Source organism: Pseudoalteromonas sp. SWYJZ12 (genome assembly GCF_015864395.1).
Taxonomy (GTDB): Bacteria; Pseudomonadota; Gammaproteobacteria; order Enterobacterales; family Alteromonadaceae; genus Pseudoalteromonas; species Pseudoalteromonas arctica.
This window is the reverse complement of record NZ_JADYXH010000001.1, coordinates 193,733-216,534: the sequence shown is the minus strand read 5'-3', so window position 1 is coordinate 216,534 and position 22,802 is coordinate 193,733. Positions and strand designations below refer to the sequence as shown.

Here is a 22,802-nt window from a genome sequence, read left to right as displayed (position 1 = left end):
CGAGGTAATGCATGGGTAAACAAATTCGCAAAGCTAACATATTAAGTACGCAGCAAATCACACCACATCTACAACGCATTGTTGTAGGCTCTGATGATTTTAACGACTTAACCTCACAGCACATTGGTAACTATGTAAAAGTACTGATCCCAAAAAATGGTGAAGTAGATTTTAACTTAAAAACAGCCTGTATACGGTCATATACAATAAGGCATGTAGATGCACAAACAGGCGCGCTAACGCTTGATTTTGTTATAAATATGCACCAAGGCCCTGCAACTGACTGGGCTAAAATTGCAAAAGTAGGCGACGAGCTAGGTATTGCAGGACCAGGCCCTAAAAAGCTAGATAATTATGAGCATTCGCATTATGTATTACTAGGCGATTTAACATCGGTAAATGCAATAAAAGGGTATGCGCAGCAATTACCTTTAACTTCAAAAATTGATGCTTTTGTACATGCGCCCACTGAGCAAGACATTATTGATTTAGAAACAAGCCGCGATATTAATTGGCTTGTTACCGACAACGCTGACGAAGTGCTACTTAGCGCGCTTCAAAATTTGCACATTACAGCAGAGCCTCCCATTGTATTTATGGCATTGGAAGCTGGGCTTGTACGTAGGGCAAAAACACTGCTAACAGAGCAATTTAATATACCGCGCAGTAATATTGTTTCCTCAGGTTATTGGAAAAAAGGCGTAGATTCAGAAGGCTATAAAAAGCAGCGCCAACGTGATGCACAGCTTGCCTGAATACCTTAGAGCAAAATAACATATACCTATTTTGCTTTAATACCTCTGCGTAACTTGAATTGACCTAATAGCAGACCCATTTAAGTGTTTTATGCTAATGATGTAATTCATTATTAGCATGCATTTTTAGGAGCTGCTATTTTGTTAAATTCCATTCCTTTTTCGTTATTAGAACTTGCCCCCATGATCAAAGGGGACAGCGTTACTAACACTCTTCATAAAAGTACTAAATACGCCCAACGTGCAGATGAACTTGGCTTTAACCGTTTTTGGCTTGCTGAGCATCATAATATGCCAGGAATAATTTGTGCTGCCACTTCTATTTTGGTTGGACACATTGCAGGTAATACCAAAAAGATACGCGTTGGATCGGGCGGTATTATGCTGCCAAACCACTCCCCATTAGTTGTTGCTGAACAATTTGGTACGTTAGAGAGCTTATATCCAGGGCGAATAGATTTAGGACTAGGGCGTGCCCCCGGCAGCGACCCTGTAACGAGTCGTGCATTAAACAACGATATGAGCCGTGCAGAAAACTTCCCGGGTGAAGTAACTGAGCTGCAAACATTGTTAGGTCCTTACAACGGTACGCACCCTATACGTGCTATACCGGGTGAGGACACAAACGTTCCTATTTGGTTATTAGGCTCGAGTTTATTTAGCGCGCAACTAGCGGCACAAAAAGGGTTACCGTATGTATTTGCAGGACATTTTGCACCGCGCTTCGTGCACGACGCAATAGCGTTGTATAAGCGCGAATTTAAAGCATCAAGCGTACTTGATAAGCCATACGTCATGCTTGCACTGCCTTTAGTGGCAGCAGACACCGACGATGAAGCGCAATACTTGTCGACTACTTCTAAGCAACGTGTGCTCGAACTGATACGCGGTAACGAGCTGTGGCTAAAACCACCTGTTGAAAGCATGGACGGGTTATGGAGCGAACAAGAACGCGCTCATGTAGAGAACTTTTTAAGTCTAAGCGTAGTAGGCGGACATGTAAGTATTAAACACAAGTTAGAGATGATAGCGAAACAGCTAGAAGTTGATGAGTTTATATTTACCAATGATGTATTCGATAGTGAAAAACGCCACCGTGCACTCGAAATTTTAATGGAAATAAAGCACTAAAATATAGTTAGTTAAGCAAGCGTACACTCTGGGCTTGTTAACATACAGACATCATCAAAAGTTAAACTTTTTTAACTCATTTTATTAACTTTAAGTGATGTCTGTATTTGTTATTTAAATATTCAAAGTAAATTTGATTGCTATTTTTAGTATATATTTTGCTTTACATACCGTTCTGTTTTTTCAATCGAACTGATTTAAATAATCAATTTTAAGATATCACTTTTATTTTTTATAATGTATGTATTAAACCAAACATCATTAAATAAAGGTAGGTTCACCGTGAAGTCTCTAAATAGCGCAACAGCTAATTCAGTTAACAAAACAGCGCAGCCAAAAGTTGCACTGATTGCTGAAGGTGGCGGGCAGCGAGGGATCTTCACAGCTGGCGTACTTGATGCGTGGTTAGAGCAAGAATATGACCCATTCGATTTATTCATTGGCACCTCTGCAGGTTCGCAAAACTTAACTAGTTACTTAGCGCGTCAAAAAGGCTATGCAAAACGCCTAATTAGAGGGCTTTCGCGTAACAAACGTTTTTTTCAGCTTGGTCGCGGATTAGTGGGTAAACACATAGTTGATTTAGATTGGTACTTTGACAAAACCACTGAGGTAAAAAGAGCCATAGATTTTAAAACAGCTAAAACGAGTTTAGGCGCGCGTGAGCTACTTATAACAGCCACTAATGCACGAGACAGAAAAGCATATTACTTATCGCCAACAGGTGAGAGTGGACAATGGCGTGATTTGTTAAAGGCTTCCAGCGCACTCCCGTTTTTATACAAACAAGGTGTAAAGTTAACACCTTGGTTAAACGCAAAAGCAGCTAACGAAATACACCTTGCTGAAGAGCAAGTACAGAGCGATTTTTATCTAGACGGCGGTTTAGCCGCTCCATTACCAGTGCGTGAAGCTTACAACCGAGGTGCTCGTAAAATTGTGGTAATAAGAACGGTTGACGCTAATTTTCAAGCGCAATCTGCATGGGTACAAAAGCTAAGAACATTTGCTATAGCATCAGGCTATTGTCCAAAAACATTGGACTACTTAATACAGCACGAAAAAGCGTATTTAGATGAGCTTGAGTTTATTGCAAATCCACCAAGTGATGTGGAAATAATACAAATTTTTGCAGACGAAAAACTGCATAGCAAATTATTAGGTAGTTCAAATAACGATTTACGTTTTGATCATAAATTAGGCTTAGCTGCAGGTCGGTCTTATTTAGCGCAGCAAAGCCAATACGAGATCAGCAATACGCATAACTACTCACAAAGCGAGTATCGTTACAATTAAGCAAATTGGATACCCAAATCATGAATAATACTGCGACTTAAAGTTGCAGTATTATTCATTTATTTAAATGACACCCACCCTAATTTTCACGTTTATTGCCTTTTATTTAAATGACACCCATCCTAATTTGTGCATTTATTATTTAAATGACACCCATCCTAATTTGTGCATTTATTAACCTCGGCTATACTTTATAAAATTTTAAAGTGAGCATGATGCCTGTGGCTACTGCACGAAAAAGACAAATAAGCCTCTCCAATACACGTTACTATCACTGTATTTCTCGGTGTGTGAGACGTGCTTATCTATGTGGAATTGATACACAAACAGGCAAAAGCTATGAGCATCGTAGAGATTGGGTAGAGGAACGTTTATTATTTTTGGCGAAGGTGTTTTGTATTGATATTTGTGCTTACGCGGTAATGAGTAACCATACACATTTAGTACTTTATATAGATGATAAAAAAGCAAATAGGCTTACAGATAAAGCTGTTTGTATAAGGTGGCATAAAGCATTTAAAGGGACGAATATATCTAAGCGTTACCTTGAAGGTGAATCGCTATCAGATATAGAAAAAATGTTACTAAAACATAGTATAGTGAAATTTAGAAATCGTTTAAAAGATATTTCTTGGTTTATGCGTTCGTTAAACGAGAATATAGCAAGGCAAGCTAATAAAGAAGACGATTGTACAGGCCGTTTTTGGGAGGGGCGCTTTAAATCTCAAGCTTTACTGGATGAGCCTGCACTATTAGCTTGCATGGCATATGTTGACTTAAATCCTATAAGGGCAAAAGTTTCACAGAGCATTCAAACATCATCATTTACCAGTATTAAAAAACGAATTGAACATGCAATAGCAAGTAATCAGCCAAAGTTTTTAGCTAAATTTGTAGGAAAGCTCTCACAAAAGACAAGTAAAGGTTTACCATTTGAGTTTAAAAACTATCTAGAATTAGTAGAGCAAACAGGAAAGTGCATAAGGGCAGACAAACCAGGTTATATAAATCAAAGTACAACGCCTATATTAAAAACATTAAACATAACCGAAAAAAACTGGCTTAAACTAACAACCCGCTTTACTAAGATATTTCATGGTGCTGTTGGTAAAGCCGAAAATATAGAAATCTACTGCAATAATCAACATTTCAAACGACGACCCAATATCAAAAATAGCCAAGCTTTAACTGCTTAGTTTTACTATTTAATACAACTTATCAAAGTTTAGACTGAATGTACTCAAGGTTTTAATTCATCTGCGATTTAGATAAATAGAAGCTTCTAATCAATTAGTTGATGTAGCTAAGGGAATTAACCGCATATAAAGACACAATAAATAATTTTTAAGTGTTTAGTCCCTCAGTTTTTAAAAAATTTAAATGGGTGTCATTCTAAATTTGTGAATACTTAAAACATTATAAATGGGTGTCATTTAAGTATTCTTTTAAATATTAAAAATAACTTAAGTTGATGAAAGTAATATGCTTGTTTCACTATTTAAAATACCGTCAATTTCACGTACTTGCCTTAGCACTCCATCAAACTCACTTAAATTTGCAGCTTGAAGCTCTGCAACTAAATCCCATGCACCATTGGTGGTGTGTAATTTTATAAGCTCGGGTATTCCGCGCATTGTTTTAATTACTTGTGAGGTAGATTTACCAACGACTTCTATCATCATAATTGCGCGCACGGCTTCTGTTTGAATGTGTTCGTGAACGCGTACAGTAAACCCTAATATTGCGCCTGAGCTAACTAATCTGTCTAACCTATTTTGAACTGTCCCGCGTGATACATTTAAAGAACCGGCTAAAGCTGAAATAGAAGCGCGGCCGTCTTTTCGTAATTCAGCTATTAAAGCATTATCAAGAGAGTCATAAATATAGGGAGTCATAAATCAAACCTTTAAAAGAAGTTACTGACCAAAATACATAAATTGCACATAACTGCATAGCAAAATGATAAAAATTAGTACTATTTGTGTAATTAATTGCCATATTAAATAGCACGTAGCCTCGCTAAACTTGTTTTAAATTAACTAATACATTTATTCAAGAGGTTTCCACATGAGTCATTTTATAGCACAGCCAAAACAAGGCGTTCCATTTGTTAGCGTTCAGGCAATGGCTAAGCTTATAAATAGCTTAGGGGTCGAAAACGTTTTGCTAGATCTAACACATAAATTAGAAACCGACTTTGCCCGTTGGACAGAGTTTGATAAGTCACCTCGCTATGCAGCACACTCACCAGAGGGGGTAATAGAGCTAATGCCAGTGAGTGATGGCCAAATGTTCAGCTGTAAATATGTAAATGGTCACCCAAAAAACACCTTTAGAGAACTTCAAACAGTCGCTGCATTTGGTATTTTAGCCGATGTAGATAGTGGCTATCCGGTTATGATAAGCGAAATGTGTTTACTAACAGCACTACGTACAGCCGCAACTTCTGCAATGGTAGCTAAATATTTAGCACCTAAAAACTCAACAACCCTTACTTTAATAGGCAACGGTGCTCAATCAGAGTTTCAGGCACTCGCTTTTAAAGCGGTACTAGGTATTACGCATATTCGTTTATACGATATAGATAAAAGCGCCTCTAAAAAAGCATTTGCTAATTTAAGTGCATGCGGGTTAAACGTGATTATTTGTAATAGTGTACAAGAGGCAGTAAAAGGGGCAGATATTATCACTACCTGTACTGCTGATAAAACTAACGCCACTATTTTAACAAATGACATGATCCCACAAGGTGTGCACATTAATGCCATAGGTGGTGATTGCCCAGGTAAAACAGAGTTAGATGCTAGATTGCTTGAGCGTGCTAATGTATTTGTTGAGTACGAGCCACAAACTCGAATAGAGGGCGAAATTCAACAAATGAGTCCAAGCTTTACAGTAACTGAGTTTCATAACGTTATTAATAAGCAGTCGCTGGGGCGTACTAGCCAAGATGAATTAACCATTTTTGACGGCGTTGGCTTTGCGAGCGAAGACTTTACCGCACTGGTATTTATACGCGATGAGTTAATTAAAACGGGCGAGTTTGCTTTGCTTGATTTAATTACACAACAAGCGGATCCTCGTAATTTATTTTCAGTGCTTAGTGATCAACCATTAGTAAAAGAGCGCGTGGCATGAGCGAAGTAAACCAAGCCCCCAATGCTGTAGTGATGGTAAGGCCGCATCACTTTACATCTAATCCCCACACAATGCTCGATAACGCATTTCAAAGTGAATGCTTAGCACAAAATCAAAGTGAACAAGCATTTAAAGAAGTGACTAATGCCGTACAAATATTAAACAATGAAGGGGTAACAGTTCACCTTTTTGAAGATGAGCAAACACACACTCCCGATTCAGTTTTTCCTAACAATTGGTTTTCAACTCATCAAAGTGGCCAATTAATAATCTATCCAATGTTTGTAGAAAACAGAAGGTTAGAATATCGAAAAGATATTATTGATTTTTTAACGGATCACTATAAAGTGTCTTTAGTGACTGATTATTCATTTTTATCGAAAGAAAATTCATTTCTTGAGGGCACTGGTTCACTGGTTATCGATCATCAAAATAAACTCGCTTACGCGGTAGAATCAAAAAGAACTACCAAGTCGGTGGTTAATACAATATGTGAGCAATTAAAACTATCACCCATAGTGTTTAACGCATATGACGAGCAAGGAACTTCGGTTTATCACACTAATGTTTTAATGTGTATTGCTACAAAATTTGTAATGATCAGTTTAAATATGGTGCCAATTGATCAACGTGCACAGTTAGCTAAACATTTTTTGAAAAGCCATCATCAAGTGATCGATTTAACGCTTGAGCAAATTAATAACTTTTGTGGCAATGCTATTGAGCTACAAGGTAAAAATGGTCGTATTTTAGCGTTATCGCAAACTGCGTTTAATGCACTTACACCGGCACAAATAACAGTTATACAAAAAACGGCTAAGCTTGTGCCCTTACCAATACCTACTATTGAGTCGGCTGGTGGCTCAGTTAGGTGCATGATTGCAGGAGTTCATTTGCAAAATAAATAATGTATAGTTTCAAGGCAGCTTAGCTGCCTTATTTGCATTAAATTTTTAGTCGATGTCGCAAGCAAATGCCGTTATACCCAAAAAAGGGTATCAATATAAAAAATATAAGAAGGAATTAGCAATGTTCGATACCGTCGTCAAAAGTGTAAACAACCTTTTATGGGGAGAAGGTCAGGTACTTATTTATATACTTTTGTTTACAGGTATATGGTTTTCGGTACGACTAAAAGCAATTCAAATACTTAAATTTAAACATATGTTTAGCCTTTTAAAAGGCAGTAGCAAATGTAAAAAAGACGACATTTCCTCATTCCAAGCGTTGTGTACAGGGCTTTGTGCACGGGTAGGTACCGGTAATTTAGCCGGTGTGGCAGTGGCAATTTCACTTGGTGGAAGCGGCGCTATATTTTGGATGTGGGTAATAGCCATATTGGGTATGGCTACAGGCTTTGCCGAAAGCGTACTTGGGCAAGTATATAAAGTGCGCGATAGTGGCGGCGAGTTTAGAGGCGGCCCTGCGTATTATATTCAACAAGGTTTGGGTAGCCGAGCATTCGCAATTGTGTTTGCCGCATGTTTATTTTTAGGTTACGGCTTTACGTTTAGCGCAATGCAAACTAACACAATTACCGACGCGCTTAACTACGCGTTTGAAGTTCCTACATTTTATTCAGGCCTGGTTATTACCGTACTAGCCGGCTCAATTATACTCGGTGGCTTTAAAGCAATTGCCCGATTTGCAGAGCGTGTTGTGCCAATAATGGGCATTGTGTTTGTACTTGCCGCCGTTATTATTACGATTATAAATTTCACGCAAGTACCCGCCATGCTTAAAGATATATTTTTATCGGCGTTTGGTTTACAAGAAGCCGGAGCGGGTGCAATGGGCGCAGCCATTAAAAACGGTATTCAACGTGGTTTATATTCTAATGAGGCCGGTGCAGGTAGTGTCCCGCATGCTTCAGCAAGTGCCAGCCCAATTCCTAATCACCCTGTAACGCAAGGTTACATACAAATGCTAGGCGTATTTTTCGATACAATAGTACTGTGTAGCTGTACCGCGGTGATCATTTTATTAGCCGATATAGACATTAGCGGCGAAATGGAAGGCATTCGTCTAACACAAAGCGCGATGACCGCTCATTTAGCACAAGGTGGTGTTTACTTTGTCGCAGCTGCTATTACCTTATTTGCTTTTACATCGGTGGTGGCAAACTACGCCTATGCAGAGAGCAACTTGCACTTATTTAAGCTCGACAACAAAGTAGGGCGCGGCATTTACACTTTGCTTTATTTATCAATGATGTTGTGGGGCGCGTCGGCCACATTAAAAGAAGTCTGGGATTTAGCCGATATTGCCTTAGGGTTAATGACAGTGGTTAACGTTATCGCTATTATACTGTTAACGCCGACTATTTTGTCTGTTACGAGCGATTACCACGCACAAAGAGACAAAGGTTTAGAGCCCGAATTTAAAGTAAAAGATGTAAAAGTACAGGGCAAATGCGAAGACGGCATTTGGGACTAGTTCACGTATTTTAATATCAGTTTAGAATTTAAAAAGCGGTTTTATGGCAACATAAAGTCGCTTTTTATTTTGCATAAATATTCACTTTCAGTATTGTAAAAAAACTGAATAAACCAAAATTAAAGGCATTATTTTTTAGATGATCGAGATTCACGCAGGGAAAACAGCGGCTAAAATTATTAACGAACAGGGCTTTAAACCTGAAATTTTCACCTCTTTTTTAGGTGCAAGTGGCGGTCCTAAATGGTTTACATTATTTGGCTTAGATAAATATATTTTTGGTGAATTTTTTAAAAACCGTACCCAACCACTTAATTTAATTGGATCATCTGCTGGCGCTTTTCGCTCTGCGTGTTTTGCACAAAACGATCCTGTTGCTGCGATTGAGCGCTTAGCAAAATCGTATTCGCAAACTCGATATTCAAGTAATAAACCAACACCTAGTGAAATAACAATAAAAGCGCGCGCATTACTTGAAGATGTTTTTGGCGATAACGGCGTAACCGAAATTATAAATAACCCAACATTTAAAGCGCACTTTATAGTAGCAAAATCGAATGGCTTTATTGCCAGCGAAAATAAATTAATACAGTTAATGGGTTTATCAAAAAGTTACATGCTTAACCGCGTTAACCGAAAATTATTAGGATCACAGTATGAGCGTTTTATATTTGGCCCAGCAACAAGTGACTTATCAATTACCGACAGCTACAATTTTAAAACGCAAAACATAGCGCTTACTCAAAATAATTTAAAAGATGCGTTACTTGCATCGGGTTCAATACCACTTGTTATGCAAGGCATAAAAAATATTGCAGGCTCGCCGCAAGGAATATATCGCGATGGCGGAATAATTGATTACCACTTTGATTTAAAAATTAATAATCCAGGACTTATTTTATATCCGCATTTTAATAGCGAGCCAAAAGCAGGGTGGTTCGATAAAAATTTAAAACGTAAAGTATCACCACTTAATTACGACAACGTAGTGATGATCACCCCATCAAAAGAATTTGTAGCAAGCTTACCTTACGGAAAAATTCCAGACAGAAACGATTTTACTGATCTCGATGCAGACACACGTATTAAATATTGGAATACCGTTTTTAGTGAAACTGAAAAATTGGCTGAGACATTTGACGAGAAATTAAATAACTTAAATTTTGATATTAAATCATTAATATCATGACGACTAAAAAATATGCTATGTTATAAATTAAAAAAAGGGTGATAAACCCTTTTATTTTCAGTGCTTAAGCATCTTATAAATAATAAGTTTAACCAAAAACAGTCATGTGTTTATTTTTATAATTTTCTAACTTTAAGCAAATTACATGATATTTGTAAAAATCATCAAGAAGAAAATTCATACCTGAATTATTGACCATTTGTACGAAAGCAGGACTCTTTAGGTTATCGGAAGTTTTTAATAGCGAACAGGATTCTAATTTTAAGATGATATGTGCATATTCACTTTGCAAAAAAAGTGTTAAAGAAATTATTTTTTCAATTGAAGATCGAGTTTCCTCGCATCTAAAAATAATATATTCTCTCCAATTTGTATTTCTATTTTCTGTAGCGAGTAATAAAGGCGCTTCATCAGCTAGTGCTAAATTAGAAAGTATTTTATATAAGTCTTCTTCTCTTAGTTGAGGGGCAGTGGCCGTATCATAATTTTTATTACCAGTTAACCTTTGATCTAAAGAAATCATTAGGCTTTTATGTTCAGACAATACTTTATTTGTTAGACCAGATATATATGGCAAAGTATATTGAAAATCTTTCCTTTCTTTTAAATGAACAACAATGAAGTAGAATATATAACTGGAAATAAATGAAACAGATAAATTGAAATGTAAATCTTCATATTTTTGACCCCAGCTTACTATTGAGGGAATATTCGAAGAAAATAACCCAACCAAAACAACAGATGAAATAGAGAATATTAAAGCTAAATTTAGGTATATATTTTGGGGGAATATTTTTTTTGGTATCATTCTAACTTCCTAGTTTTTGTGATAATTCATCAATTATATCTAGTAATTGGCATTGTAGCTAAGATAAATAAAATATTATGTCTTATTTTATGTTTTAAATATTTTTTACATAGTTAGGTTTTTTATCATTTATATCTATGTTTATTTAAGCATTGGGAAATTTAGATTTATATACAAGATTAGGTGTGCTGGTAATATACATTACAATACAACCCATAAATTACGTTATGTTAAATTGCGTGGGTTTTAATAAAGCGAGCGTGGTTATACAAACCAACTCGCTTTTAGGAGAGTAATTTGGTGGTTAATTAAGCTCTGAATCAACCCAAAACTTAGTTCCTTTTAATACAGCTTGTAGTGCAAGGCCATTTTCGGTTACAGAATATACAGTAACTTGATCTGCAATCGCTTCGGCAACCAATGCACCGCCTTTATCTTCATATTTTGCTGCTGCATCAGCGTTTCCGCCAAATGCCCAACCATGTTCAATAAATCTGTTTAATGCAGCTTGGTTATGAAAAACCATTACAACGTTAAAATCTTTAACGCCTAAGCCAAGTCCTAAACCGGCTTCGCCCATATTCATGTAAGTCGATTTACCTGTAAGATTATTTCTAACAACACCGTAACCACCGCCAAAGCTAGCAAGCACTACATTTACATTCGCGTTATCGAATACAGCATAACCAGCAGAGTTAGCAATTTGTTTTTTAACATCAGGTTTTTCAGCGTATAATTTATCTAATGTGTTTGCTTTCATACTTTGTACAAGTGAACGTTTTTCGCTTGGTGATGCACTACCTGTAGTAGCACACCCAGTTAATGCAACTGTTAAAGCAAGTACGCTTAGTATAATTAGTTTTTTCATAATGTTTTCCTTAATAAGATATAGCAACCAACAACCATAGAATAATCACGGTATTAAAATAATTAGAGCTTTACTATGTCCAATACTAGACAGTATCGGACTTTAACGTTATTCTGTAAGTCTATTATTTAATTGAATATTTATACATTATGCTTGTTGCTTTGGTTGATACGTTAAAACAATTAAGATATCAAATTGCCCATCTAGATGACGGTACTCTCAATTCAGAATACCCAGAACTTGCATCCTTTATACAGGAAATTGGCTTGACTGTAACTGAATCAAAAGCCGATCTGACATTCTTGTATCAGTTTTTATATGTTTATGGCCGAAAATCAGAAGCCACTTATAGTCGTTTTCGAAATGAGCTTGAACGCTTTTATTTATGGTCATGGTTAATCGCAGAAAAATCAGTATTCGATTTAAAACGTGAAGATATTGAAGCTTACGTTGATTTTATGGTCGAACCCGATAAAGCATGGGCTGCAACTTCAGTGCAATGGCGTTATAAAGATGAACAAGGAATTCGTCGATTAAACCAAAATTGGCGCCCTTTTATGCTTAAAGAATCCATTGCTAGTCAGCAAACTTTATCGTCTATGTTTACAGCATTAAATGTGTTTTATAAGTTTGCTTTACTAGAAGAAAAAACATTTGCTAACTTTGTCCCTGTTGTTAAAAAAAATAGTCCGTACTTAGTTGTTCAATCACAAATTCAAATTCCAGACACATTAAGCGATATTCAATGGGAATACGTTTTTGGTGTAACGCGTGATTTATGCGAACATAACCCTGATTTAGAGCGAAATTTATTTACGCTTGCCTGCTTAAAAGGTCTTTATTTACGAATTTCAGAATTATCTGAGCGCCCACAATGGTCGCCGGTGATGTCTCATTTTTGGCAAGATAATGATGGTTTTTGGTTTTTACGTATAATGGGAAAAGGTAATAAATTACGAGATGTAACCTTAAGCGATGATTTTGTTGAATATTTAAAACGTTATAGACTATACAGAGGTTTACCTGCCCTTCCCCGTGTTGATGAATCAGATCCTTTGGTTCATAAAATTCGCGGGCAAGGTGGTATGACCGTAAGGCAAATTAGGCGTTTAGTTCAACAAAGTTTTGATTATGCACAGCAATCATTACTTGATGATGGTTTTAAAGATGATGCTGAACAACTTGGCGCTGCAACTGCGCATTGGCTTCGTCATACTGGTGCAACACATGATGCACAAACCAGACCGCTCAAACATTTATCAGAAGATTTAGGTCATTCTAAAATTGCGACTACCGATCAAATTTATATTCAAACAAATATTAAAGAGCGAGCAAAATCAGGACTTAAAAGGAAAATTTAATGGAGTATTTAGTAATAGCATTTATAGGCGGATTATTTTTAATTTATTCTTTAACACTTCGCCAGTTAGAAAAAACAGAAGTAACAGGCCCAATGTTTTTTGTTGTTGGCGGAATATGTTTAGCTTTAATGCTACCCAACGAAGGGCATAAAATAAAAGAAGGCGTTGATCTTTTATTACCATTTATAGAGCTTACGCTATGTATTTTTTTATTTTCTGATGCAGCTAAATCAAAGTTGAGTGTATTAAGGCATAGTTTTCAGTATCCTAGTTTGCTGTTGTTTGTTGCCCTACCCTTAACTTTGTTACTTGGTATTGCTGTTGCTTTATTTTTCTTTGCTGAGCTTTCACTTATTCAAGCAGCGTTGCTCGCTATTATTTTAACACCTACTGATGCGGCATTAAGTAAAGGGTTACTAGAAAGTACACAAGTGCCTGAAAAAATACGCGAAGGAATAAATACTGAAAGTGGTTTGAACGATGGATTATGCGTACCCATATTTTTAATATTTATATTACTCGCTAAAAATCCTGATTCAGCTATTACTGCAACACAAACATTAAGTGTGTTTGGCCGAGAGCTTGGCTTGGCTTTATTAATAGCTATTACAAGTATTGTTGTTTTTATACCGAGTTTAAACTTTGCAATGAAACGTCATTACTTTGCACAAAATACCAGTCCGTTTTTATTACTCGGTTTTGCTATGGCTGTGTTTTCTGTCACTCAGTATTTTCATGGCAGTGGATTTATTGCGGTGTTTATTGCAGGCTTATTATTTGATAAATTTTCGACCGAAGACGTTAGAACAGAATTAATTGAAGACTCAGAGCATATCGCAGATTTCACATCGTTAATGATTTGGTGCTTGTTCGGGTTTGTTTGTGCTTACTTAGTTATTCCTAAATTAAATACTGAAATTATAATTTACGCTTTGTTAAGTACAACATTGATTAGAATAATTCCAGTTATGCTGTCTCTGCAGTTTACGGCATTGAGTATTAAAGAGCGTTTTACATTTGCGTGGTTTGGGCCAAGAGGATTAGCATCAATTGTTTTTACATTGATGGTGATAGATACGCAAATAGAAAACAAATATCAAATAGCGACAATAGCAATGACGACTATTTTGTTTAGTGTATTTATACATGGTATTAGCACTAAACCTATTGCCGATAGTTTTGTTAAAAAATAATTATTTAAACTAGGTAAATTAAGAATACGTATTAAAAAAGGCGTAACGTTTATTTTCATCACTGATGAAGTTAATCGTTGCGCCTTTTTGTATTTAATAAATAATTTACAAAATTTGTATTTAGATAAAACTATTTAAGTACTCTTATTTAAGTACTCTTATTTAAGTGAGCTTATTTTATAAAGTTATTTAAGAACCTGTGCTAGTAATTCAATTGGGTGTTTTGGTTTAAACTTTTCAAAACGTTTAACTTGGCTACGACAAGAAAATCCCGTAGATAAAAGTTGCTCAGGTTTATTTTTATCTACAATTGGTTTCCAGCTCATTTCGTAAAGCGCACGTGAGTTATCTTGATTTTGTGCTTCGTGGCCATAAGTTCCCGCCATTCCACAACAACCTGTATTTGTTGTTTTTAATGTTAAACCAATATCATTGAAAATTGTTTGCCATACATTTGCTGCTTTTGGCAGCGCAGTTGTTTCAGTACAATGACTCAGTAATGTAAATTCGGTATCGGTATTTTGCTTTGCGCTTAGTGATTTAAACGATTGTGTTTCTAGCCATTCATGAGCAAGCTGCACATTAAATTCGCCACGGTTATTTTCTAAAATTGTATTATATTCATCGCGATAACACATAACGAGTGACGCATCTAAACCGACTAACGGTGCATTAATATCATTTAATTTATTTAAAAACTCGGCTGCATTTTTAGCTGTAACTTTAAATTCATGCAAAAAACCTTTTACGTGTTGCGGTTTACCATTTGGTTTAAAAGGTAATAGCATTGGTTTTTTGCCAAGTTGGGTTATTAAAGTAATAAAACTTTCTACTAATTCCGCTTCGTAAAAGCTCGTAAATGGGTCTTGTACTATTAATACATATTCACTTTGTTGCTCTGCATTTAATTTATTTAATAAGTCAAAATCGAATTTTTGTATTTTAGTAACACGCTTTGAAAGTGCAGGAATACTTAACTGTGGTGTATCAACATAGCCAACCGTTTTTTTAATAACATTACTAACTAATGATGTTTTAACAATTGGATTTATAACTTTTGCAAACTTTGCCATTAATGGCGCGCTATTTTCTATGTTACCAACAAGGTAATCTTTTAGCGGGCGTGCATAATAACTATGATAATAATTTAAAAAGCGCGAACGAAAAGTGGGTACATCTACTTTAATTGGGCATGCAGTTGTACATGCCTTACACGCTAAACATTCATCCATTGACGCCTTTACTTCGTGAGAAAAGTCGTAAATACCTTTTCGTTTTTCGCGGCTATGAACAAAACGTTCCCACCAGGTAATGACTTCACCTTTGTTAAGTTGTTTTTCTACTTCGAGCAAATCTACATTTTTTGACTCTTGTAGACGAAGCCATTCGCGCATTAAACTTGCGCGTCCTTTTGGTGAATTACGGCGATCGCCAGTTACTTTATACGATGGACACATAGGTGAATTTTCATCGTAATTAAAGCATATGCCATTACCATTACAGGTCATTGCATTGTTAAAACTGGTTTTAACTTCTATTGATATTTGCTTATCGAAGTGCGATCTCTTTTGTCCATCTACACTAACTAGTGAGTCTTCACTATCGATAGGAGTACATATTTTACCGGGGTTAATGCGATTGTTAGGATCGAAAGCTGTTTTTATTTTTCGAAGTTGCGTATATAAATGCTCACCAAAAAACTCAGGGCTATATTCACTACGGTAACCTTTACCGTGCTCGCCCCACATTAAACCGCCGTACTTAGCGGTTAGTTTTACGACCTGATCTGAAATAGTTCTAAGTAGTTTTTCTTGTTCTGGGTCACACATATCAAGTGCTGGGCGTACGTGTAAAACGCCCGCATCAACATGGCCAAACATACCATACTGTAAATTATGACTGTCGAGTAATGCTCTAAATTCGACAATATAATCTGCTAAATTTTCAGGCGGTACAGCGGTGTCTTCTGCAAAGGCGAGAGGTTTTTGGCTGCCTTTTACATTACCTAATAAACCCACTGACTTTTTACGCATTGCGTAAATTTTTAGTATATCGCTTTTATCACTGGTTAACTGATAACCAATAACGCCATTAGTTTGATTTTTTACGCATTCATCTAGAAGCTTACAAAGCGTGTCTACTTTGTCTTTTATATCATCGTTTGATACTGCATTAAACTCGACCATGTTAAGGCCTTGCATATCTTTATTTGGTACGTCGGTTATTAAGTCCGATACTAAATTCCAAATGATATCTTCACGCGCTAAGTTTAAAACTTTGCTATCAACGGTTTCTACCGATGTTGCACGTGCATCGACTAAAAATGGTGAATGACGAAGTGCTGAGTCAAAACTATCATACTTAATATTAATAAGCGTTTTGAATTCGGCAATATGCGTTAGGTTTAATTTTGCTTCAGTTACTATACCTAATGAGCCTTCTGAACCCGTTATTAGTCGGCTCATGTCAAAGGTAAGTAAGTCATCACTTAGTACATGCTCTAGGTCGTAGCCGGTTAAAAAACGATTTAACCGTGGAAACTTAGCTAAAATAGCAGCGCGTTCATTAACTGATATATCTAAAACTGTTTTATATAAACTACCAATAAGTGAGTCTTGATTCGCTATAATTTGTGCTTTGTCGATGTCTATTGGGGAGGTACACATAGGTGTGCCATCAACTAAATAAGTTGTTAGCCCTAAAACATGATCGCTCGTTTTACCGTAAACTAACGACCCTTGCCCCGATGCGTCAGTACTTATCATGCCACCAATAGTTGCCCTGTTACTGGTAGATAAATCGGGTGAGAAGAAAAAGCCATAAGGTTTTAAAAAGTCATTAAGTTGATCTTTTATTACGCCGGTTTGAACGCGTACCCAGCCTTCTTCTACATTTATTTCGAGGATTTCGCGCATATAGCGAGACAAATCTACAACAATACCAGGTGTTAACGATTGTCCGTTAGTGCCTGTTCCACCGCCACGAGGACCAAAAGTTAATGATAAAAACGGGTCGCGAGATGCTGTTTGCAATGCGAGCTGAATATCTTTTTCACTTTTTGGAAAAATAACACCTTGCGGTATTTGCTGATACACACTGTTATCGGTTGAAGCGGTAATACGCGTTGCATAACTTGCGTCGGTGTCTCCGGTAAAACCTTGGTTTGCAATGGTATTTAGGTAGTTTGCGACAAGTTCTGTCGCGGCATCTTGCTGTGTAATTGTTGCTATCATGACGGCGATATTTTAGGGCATTTGACTAATTATATCATGGTGATGGCGAATAGAAATTGAAGATTTTACAGTTTGTAACACTCTTTTAGTCGATTTTAATGCAGCTTAAATTATACTCAAGTTAACAAGTAATAAGGTGTATTATATGAAAAAATTACTATTACAGATCAGTGGCGTGTTATTTATTTTGCTAGGATTATTTTTTGCGATTGTACCTGGCCCATCGCTTATATTTTTTATGGCGGGTTTATTGTGTTTTTCGTTTTACTACCCTAAAGCGCGACATTATTTATCACTTTGTCAAAAGACGTTAACTAAATCATGTGTTTATTTAGATAAAAAATTAGCCCGTTAATTTACTTTTAATTGAGCATAAAAAAATGCCAGCAATACATTGCTGGCATTTTTATAGCCTACATATTTATCACTTTGCTAATTTTTTAGCTAGGTATAACCATGTTTCTATTACTGTATCTGGATTTAGTGAAACAGAGTCAATACCCTGCTCTACTAACCATGCTGCAAAGTCTTCGTGATCTGAAGGACCTTGGCCACAAATACCTACGTACTTTCCTTTTGCTTTAGCTGTTTTAATTGCCATAGAAAGTAGCTTTTTAATTGCAGGGTCACGCTCATCAAATAAATGTGCGATTAAACCAGAATCACGGTCAAGACCAAGCGTTAACTGTGTTAAATCGTTAGAGCCGATAGAAAAACCATCAAACATTTCTAAAAATTCATCTGCAAGTAATGCATTTGAAGGTAGCTCACACATCATGATTACTTTAAGACCATTATCGCCGCGTTTAAGGCCATGTTCTTCTAGTAATTCAATTACGCGTTTGCCTTCTTCAAGGGTACGTACGAATGGGATCATGATTTCGATGTTAGCCATATCCATGTCGTTTCTTACGCGTTTTATAGCTTCACATTCTAGTGCAAAACAATCGCGGAAGTCTTCAGAGATATAACGGGCTGCACCACGAAAACCAATCATTGGGTTTTCTTCTTCTGGCTCGTATTGCTGACCGCCAACTAGGTTTGCGTATTCGTTTGATTTAAAATCAGACATACGAACAATTACACGCTCTGGTGCAAATGCACACCCTAGAGTAGAAATACCTTCAACCAGTTTTGTTATGTAAAACTCTACTGGTGATTCGTAACCGGCAATCATGTCAGTAATTTCTGCTTTTAATGCATCTGTTTGAGCATCAAAATTTAATAACGCTTTAGGATGAACGCCAATCATACGGTTGATTATAAATTCAACTCGCGCAAGACCAACACCTGCATGCGGTAAGCGTGCAAAGTCAAATGCACGATCGGGGTTACCCACGTTCATCATAACTTTCATTGGAAGTTCTGGCATTTTATCAACGCGTGACGTTAGTATTTCAAAATCTAAAATACCTTCGTAAATAAAGCCGGTATCGCCTTCGGCGCACGATACAGTGACTTCTTGTCCCGCTTTAATTAAATCAGTTGCGTTACCACACCCTACAACTGCTGGAATACCAAGTTCGCGTGCAATTATTGCCGCGTGACACGTACGTCCACCACGATTTGTAACAATCGCTGCAGCACGTTTCATGATTGGTTCCCAATCAGGGTCGGTCATATCGGTTACTAAAATGTCGCCTACTTGTACCTGATCCATTTCTTTAATTGAATCAAGAACACGAACAACACCGCTACCAATTTTATGACCAATTGCACGGCCTTCAACAACAACGTTGCTTGTACCATTTAATTGAAAGCGTTCCATTACGTTAGAGTCTTCGTTTGAGCGAACAGTTTCTGGACGTGCTTGAACTATATATAGTTTGCCGTCGTTACCGTCTTTTGCCCATTCGATGTCCATAGGACGACCGTAATGCTTTTCGATGATTACAGCTTGCTTGGCAAGTTCTTGCACTTCTTCATCTGTAATCGAAAATTTATTTGAAAGCTCAGGTGCAACATCAACGATGTCTACTTGCTTACCGTGTGCTTTATCTTCTGAGTAAATCATTTGAATGGCTTTAGAACCAATGTTACGACGTACTACTGAAGGTTTATTTTTAAGGAGTGTTGGTTTATGAACATAAAACTCATCAGGGTTAACTGCGCCCTGTACAACCATTTCACCTAAGCCGTAGCTTGATGTAATAAATACAACGTCTTCAAAACCAGACTCTGTATCAATGCTAAACATTACGCCAGATGCTGACTTATCTGAACGTACCATACGCTGAATGCCCGCTGATAGGGCCACACCACGGTGATCGTAACCTTGGTGAACTCGATATGAGATTGCACGGTCGTTAAATAATGAAGCAAATACGTGTTTAATAGCGACCATGACTGAATCGATACCAACAACGTTAAGGAAAGTTTCTTGCTGGCCTGCGAATGATGCATCTGGCATATCTTCAGCGGTAGCTGATGAACGTACTGCGAATGATACATCTGCTGCAGTATCGCCATGAAGTTGGCTATATGCGTCGCGAATGGCTTGATCTAGGTTTGGTTGGAATGGTGTGTCGATTATCCATTGGCGGATGTCGGCACCGACTTTAGCGAGTGTATTTACATCATCAACATCGAGTGTATCTAGAATGTTGTGAATTTTTGCTGTGAGTCCTGATTGATCTAAAAACTCATTAAAAGCATCTGCGGTAGTTGCGAAACCACCCGGTACTTGTACACCAGCGTTTGCTAGGTTTGAAATCATTTCACCAAGTGAAGCGTTTTTACCGCCAACTCGAGGAACATCTTGCATACCAAGCTCTTGATACCAGAGAACGTATTCTTGCACGGATCTTTCTCCAAAAAAAACAAATTGTAGGTCTAACTGTGAGAGTTAAGAAAGAAAACCTTTTATAAAGGTCATCATCATTCTACACTGGCAATAGTCCTCACGTAAACCGTGAGAAACCCATTTTAGGGATTTAAACGCAATAAAAAGGTTAATTATGAGAACTGCTTTTTATATATCAGATGGAACCGCTATTACTTCAGAGGTGTTTGGGCATGCGACTTTGTCGTTGTTTCCTATCGATTTTAATCATAAAACAATTCCATTTGTAGAAACTGAAGAAAAAGCGCACGAAATTAAAGCATTAATTAATGCAACCGCTGCAAAAACAGGCGAAAAGCCATTTGTTTTTTTTACTTTTGTTAATCACAATTTAAGTGAAATTATAAAATCGGCTGATGCAGTCACGTATGACTTTTTAACTACATATAGCGAAAAAATTGAAAAAGAACTCAATGTAGCCCCAGTTCCAAAAATGCATCGTACGCATTCCATCCACGAAAAAAGTTATGACTTTAGAATTGATGCCGTTAATTATGCTCTTATGAATGATGATGGCGGAAATATTAAAAACTTTTCTGAAGCAGACATCATTTTAATTGGCGTTAGTAGAAGTGGTAAAACACCCACAAGCTTATACTTAGCACTGCAGTACGGCATTAAAGCGGCTAACTACCCTATTACAGAAGAAGATTTAGACAATGAAGGTTTGCCTAAATGTTTAGTCCCTTATAAACATAAGTTATTTGGACTTACGATTGACCCTGAGAGACTTGCGGCTATTAGGCATCGACGTATGGCGAACTCTAAGTATGCTTCAATTAAACAGTGTCGTATTGAGGTTCGCGAAGTGGAAATGTTGTATAAGCGTCATAAAATTGCTTACTTTAATTCTACGCATCATTCTGTTGAAGAAATATCTGCAAAAATATTGATAGAAACAGACTTGGAACGACGTAAGTACTAACTTACTAATAAAATTAAAAACAAAAAAACCGCAACTAAGCGGTTTTTTTAGTATTAACAAATATTATTTACGTGCGTCTTTTAGTAAATCAGCTACTAAAAAGCCTAACTCTAATACTTGGTCGGCGTTAAGGCGTGGATCACACTGTGTTTTGTAACGCTGCGCTAGGTCATCGTCAGATAAACCGTAAGCACCGCCTGTACACTCTGTAACGTGCTGGCCTGTCATTTCTAGGTGAACACCACCTGCGTATGAACCTTCAGCTTTGTGTACAGCGAAGAACTGACTGATCTCGCGCATAATATTGTCGAAGTTACGTGTTTTGTAACCTGATGTCGCTTTTTCAGTGTTACCGTGCATTGGATCTGAGCTCCAAATTACTTTACGGCCTTCTTGTTGAACTCTTCTTACTAGTGCTGGAAGTTTTTCAGGAAGTATATCTGCACCCATACGCGTAATTAGCGTTAAACGACCAGGAATGTTATCTGGGTTTAATGCATCAATTAAACGAATTAGGTCATCTGGGTCCATACCTGGGCCAACTTTAACACCAATTGGGTTTTTAATGCCTTTGAAAAACTCAATATGTGCATGATCTAGTTGACGAGTACGTTCACCAATCCAAACAAAGTGAGCAGAACAATCGTACCAATCACCAGATAAGTGGTCGCGACGAGTAAGCGCCTCTTCGTAACCAAGTAGTAAAGCTTCGTGAGAAGTGTATAAATCGGTTTCTTTTAAGCTTGGCGCAATTGTAGAGTTAATTCCGCACACTTCCATAAACTCTAGTGCGTCTTGAATTTTATCAGCAAGCTGTTGGTATTTTTCTTTAAGTGGATTTGCAGCAACAAAGCCCATGTTCCAACGGTTTACCTGGTGAAGATCGGCAAGGCCACCTTGTGCAAAAGCACGTAATAAGTTTAACGTAGCGGCACTATGATGGTATGCAGTCATTAAGCGTTGTGGATCGGGTATACGTGCTTCTTCTGTAAACTCGATATTATTAATAATGTCGCCACGGTAAGATGGTAAAGACACGCCATTAATTGTTTCTAAGTCTGCTGAACGAGGTTTAGCGTATTGACCAGCCATGCGCGCTATTTTAACTACAGGGCATTTACCGCCGTAAGTTAATACAACAGCCATCTGTAAGATTGTTTTGAATGTATCGCGAATGTTAGCGGCATTAAAATCGCTAAATGATTCTGCACAGTCACCACCTTGAAGTAAAAAAGCACGACCTTCGCACACATCTTCAAGTTGTTTGAATAGGCTTCTTGTTTCTTCAGCAAAAACTAAAGGCGGTGCCGTTTTTAATTGGCTTTCTACTGATTTAAGTATTTCTTGATCTGGGTACTGTGGCTGCTGCAGTATTGGCAGCTCTCTCCAGCTATTTGGGTTCCACGATTGCATAATTTTTCCTCATTCCTACATTACCTGATAAGAAGAAATTAACGTATGCAGGCCCCTATGTTCAAGGACTAAATTCACTATTTTCCAATTATTTAGTTATGAGTTAAGTATAATAGTAATCTTACTTAACCTAGGTGGTTATATAACATACACTTTAGTTTTATTTCGAAGAAACTAAAGTGTTTAAATACATGAGTTTAGAGCTAAGTATTTA

General features: G+C 37.1%; 18 protein-coding genes. 12 read left to right on the top strand and 6 right to left on the bottom strand.

The genetic code is table 11. From position 1 onward, the window contains the following. The first annotated feature begins 11 nt into the window (after window positions 1-11). The 4 genes from I6F42_RS00885 (at window position 12) to I6F42_RS00870 (ending at window position 4,378) form a co-directional block, all read left to right on the top strand. The gene (locus tag I6F42_RS00885) at window positions 12-755 is read left to right on the top strand and encodes a siderophore-interacting protein (RefSeq protein WP_197150059.1); all 744 of its coding nucleotides are present in this window, start codon (window positions 12-14) and stop codon (window positions 753-755) included. A gap of 141 nt (window positions 756-896) precedes the next feature. Further along, window positions 897-1,886 (top strand): LLM class flavin-dependent oxidoreductase, encoded by a 990-nt coding sequence (locus I6F42_RS00880; protein ID WP_007583209.1) that lies wholly within the window; start codon window positions 897-899, stop codon window positions 1,884-1,886. A 282-nt stretch (window positions 1,887-2,168) separates the two neighbouring features. Then, on the top strand, window positions 2,169-3,182 hold the full coding sequence (locus I6F42_RS00875; RefSeq protein WP_197150056.1) for a patatin family protein: 1,014 nt from the start codon (window positions 2,169-2,171) through the stop codon (window positions 3,180-3,182). Between the two features lie 221 nt (window positions 3,183-3,403). Beyond that, window positions 3,404-4,378 carry a transposase gene (locus I6F42_RS00870; protein ID WP_197150054.1) on the top strand — a complete coding sequence of 325 codons (975 nt, stop codon included), beginning with the start codon at window positions 3,404-3,406 and terminating at the stop codon, window positions 4,376-4,378. Window positions 4,379-4,645: 267 nt separating this feature from the next. Here I6F42_RS00870 and I6F42_RS00865 read toward each other — a convergent pair whose 3' ends face one another. After that, the gene (locus tag I6F42_RS00865; RefSeq protein WP_149603724.1) at window positions 4,646-5,077 is read right to left on the bottom strand and encodes an Lrp/AsnC family transcriptional regulator; all 432 of its coding nucleotides are present in this window, start codon (window positions 5,075-5,077) and stop codon (window positions 4,646-4,648) included. Window positions 5,078-5,249: 172 nt separating this feature from the next. On the opposite strand from I6F42_RS00865, the gene I6F42_RS00860 reads away from it, so the two are divergent. From I6F42_RS00860 to I6F42_RS00845, 4 genes are all read left to right on the top strand, one after another. After that, window positions 5,250-6,320 (top strand): ornithine cyclodeaminase, encoded by a 1,071-nt coding sequence (locus I6F42_RS00860; protein WP_197150052.1) that lies wholly within the window; start codon window positions 5,250-5,252, stop codon window positions 6,318-6,320. Then, complete coding sequence (gene ctlX, locus I6F42_RS00855; RefSeq protein ID WP_197150051.1) at window positions 6,317-7,228, top strand: citrulline utilization hydrolase CtlX; 912 nt, start codon at window positions 6,317-6,319, stop codon at window positions 7,226-7,228. Before I6F42_RS00860 ends, ctlX begins: the two co-directional genes overlap by 4 nt. 121 nt (window positions 7,229-7,349) lie before the next feature. After that, entirely contained in the window at window positions 7,350-8,756 is a 1,407-nt protein-coding gene (locus tag I6F42_RS00850; protein ID WP_076924661.1) for a sodium:alanine symporter family protein, read from the top strand. Between the two features lie 139 nt (window positions 8,757-8,895). Beyond that, on the top strand, window positions 8,896-9,945 hold the full coding sequence (locus tag I6F42_RS00845) for a patatin-like phospholipase family protein (RefSeq protein WP_197150050.1): 1,050 nt from the start codon (window positions 8,896-8,898) through the stop codon (window positions 9,943-9,945). An 88-nt stretch (window positions 9,946-10,033) separates the two neighbouring features. On the opposite strand, the gene I6F42_RS00840 is transcribed toward I6F42_RS00845, so the two are convergent. Together I6F42_RS00840 and I6F42_RS00835 are read right to left on the bottom strand one after the other, a co-directional pair. Next, window positions 10,034-10,753, bottom strand: a complete 720-nt coding sequence (locus I6F42_RS00840) for a hypothetical protein (RefSeq protein WP_197150046.1) — start codon at window positions 10,751-10,753, stop codon at window positions 10,034-10,036. Between the two features lie 304 nt (window positions 10,754-11,057). Beyond that, window positions 11,058-11,621, bottom strand: a complete 564-nt coding sequence (locus I6F42_RS00835) for a YSC84-related protein (protein WP_007583197.1) — start codon at window positions 11,619-11,621, stop codon at window positions 11,058-11,060. Window positions 11,622-11,770: 149 nt separating this feature from the next. On the opposite strand from I6F42_RS00835, the gene I6F42_RS00830 reads away from it, so the two are divergent. Both I6F42_RS00830 and I6F42_RS00825 read left to right on the top strand, forming a co-directional pair. Beyond that, on the top strand, window positions 11,771-12,982 hold the full coding sequence (locus I6F42_RS00830) for a tyrosine-type recombinase/integrase (RefSeq protein WP_007583195.1): 1,212 nt from the start codon (window positions 11,771-11,773) through the stop codon (window positions 12,980-12,982). Then, window positions 12,982-14,175, top strand: a complete 1,194-nt coding sequence (locus I6F42_RS00825; protein ID WP_197150043.1) for a sodium:proton antiporter — start codon at window positions 12,982-12,984, stop codon at window positions 14,173-14,175. Before I6F42_RS00830 ends, I6F42_RS00825 begins: the two co-directional genes overlap by 1 nt. Before the next feature lie 185 nt (window positions 14,176-14,360). Here the strand turns inward: I6F42_RS00825 and I6F42_RS00820 are convergent, their stop codons facing one another. Continuing rightward, window positions 14,361-17,408, bottom strand: a complete 3,048-nt coding sequence (locus I6F42_RS00820) for an FAD-binding and (Fe-S)-binding domain-containing protein (protein ID WP_165722007.1) — start codon at window positions 17,406-17,408, stop codon at window positions 14,361-14,363. 145 nt (window positions 17,409-17,553) lie between these two features. Here I6F42_RS00820 and I6F42_RS00815 point away from each other — a divergent pair, with 145 nt between their 5' ends. Further along, on the top strand, window positions 17,554-17,763 hold the full coding sequence (locus I6F42_RS00815; protein ID WP_197150038.1) for a PGPGW domain-containing protein: 210 nt from the start codon (window positions 17,554-17,556) through the stop codon (window positions 17,761-17,763). 69 nt (window positions 17,764-17,832) lie between these two features. On the opposite strand, the gene ppsA is transcribed toward I6F42_RS00815, so the two are convergent. Next, window positions 17,833-20,208 carry a phosphoenolpyruvate synthase gene (gene ppsA, locus I6F42_RS00810; RefSeq protein ID WP_007583187.1) on the bottom strand — a complete coding sequence of 792 codons (2,376 nt, stop codon included), beginning with the start codon at window positions 20,206-20,208 and terminating at the stop codon, window positions 17,833-17,835. Between the two features lie 157 nt (window positions 20,209-20,365). Between ppsA and I6F42_RS00805 the strand changes: the two genes are divergently transcribed. Then, on the top strand, window positions 20,366-21,175 hold the full coding sequence (locus tag I6F42_RS00805) for a pyruvate, water dikinase regulatory protein (RefSeq protein ID WP_007583184.1): 810 nt from the start codon (window positions 20,366-20,368) through the stop codon (window positions 21,173-21,175). Window positions 21,176-21,238: 63 nt separating this feature from the next. On the opposite strand, the gene I6F42_RS00800 is transcribed toward I6F42_RS00805, so the two are convergent. Next, window positions 21,239-22,588: a class II 3-deoxy-7-phosphoheptulonate synthase gene (locus I6F42_RS00800; RefSeq protein ID WP_008167282.1), complete on the bottom strand. Its 1,350-nt coding sequence runs from the start codon at window positions 22,586-22,588 to the stop codon at window positions 21,239-21,241. Window positions 22,589-22,802: the final 214 nt, after the last annotated feature.